The organism is Mucilaginibacter sp. P2_D11 (assembly GCF_056404435.1).
In genome coordinates, this window is the sequence record NZ_JBFUEA010000048.1 from 1 (window position 1) to 1287 (window position 1287).

A 1287-nucleotide genomic window follows, 5' to 3' on the forward strand; every position below is an offset into this window, starting at 1 on the left:
TGAAACAAGTTCCATTAGACTTGCAAAGAAATTAATTAACAGATTGTTGTTGATAATTTTGGGATGTTAAGATGTGGAGAAGATAGCCGGTAGGAAATATTCATAAGTTCTAGCCTTCGAGGCTCTATTCTGATCTGATACCCTGGCTATCTTCTTTTATTAACCCAAGGCTCTATAGTAATTTAACCCCACGTTCGTAGCATGGAATTAGCCGGGTTAACCCCACATCCTAAACATTAGCATGTTATGGACAAATTTAAACTTTTTTGCGGTATCGACATCAGCAAGGCTGATATCGACGTGGTTTACGGTTCGCCATCCTCAAACCGTTACGTGAAATTAAGCAACGATGCCAAAGGCATCAGCAGGCTGCTGGCCCTGCTCCTGTCGCTGGAGCCCGACCGCGGCATGATCCTGGTTTGCTGTGAAAACACAGGCTCCTATATGGATAAATTAGCATGCGTGCTTAAGGGTGAAGGCATCTTCCTTTGGGCTGTGCACCCACTGCTGCTTAGCTACTATAGTATTGAGCTGAACAGGTTTAAAACAGATAAAGCCGATGCCCATAAGATATTTTCTTATGTGATGAGGAACCAGGACAAGGCCGTTTCTTTTTATGCGCCATCGCAAACCGTACGGGAATTGAAAGAGCTTTTTACTTGCAGGAAGACCCTTATCGAAACCCGCTCAGCCTATACCTGCCGGAATGAAGRCAGGCAACAGAAAACCACTGCTAACGTGTTGGTAATGGAAATAGAGAAGCAGCTGATATCCATCCTTACCGCATATATCAAGACGCTCGAGAAAGCTATTATCAAAGCTATCTCGGCCGATACGAGGATAAAAAGGATGTACCAGGTACTATTGTCCATCCCCTGCATCGGTCCAGTAACGGCGTGGCATTTCCTTTTCGTGACCGATTGCTTCGAAAGGTTCGGCAACTGGAGAGCTCTTGCTGCCTTTATCGGGACAGCACCTTACCCTAAGAAGTCGGGGACTTCAGTCAGATTCAAGGACCGCGTTTCCAAGAAAGCGTACGTCCCTTTAAAAGTGGACCTCAACCAAGGCATAGTCAGTGTGTGCACCAGGCCTGGGCAACTCTTTTACAGTTACTATCAAGGAATGATCAATAATAATATTGAACACCTTTCTATATTGAACCGGATAAAAAACGTTTTGCTAAAGATTGTATTCAAACTTATTCATTCGGACACCCTGTTTAACCAGGAAATCTTCATGAAAAACAAAGTCTCATGGCAAAAACATTTGCATATGTCATAGTAATCA

Annotated in this window: 1 protein-coding gene; it reads left to right on the top strand. The window is 43.7% G+C overall.

The window, feature by feature from the left end; translation table 11 throughout:
- Positions 1-246 precede the first annotated feature (246 nt).
- Positions 247-1281, top strand: coding sequence for an IS110 family transposase (locus AC1DXC_RS27260; RefSeq protein WP_477462334.1), 1035 nt, complete (start codon positions 247-249; stop codon positions 1279-1281).
- The last annotated feature ends 6 nt before the right edge of the window (positions 1282-1287 follow it).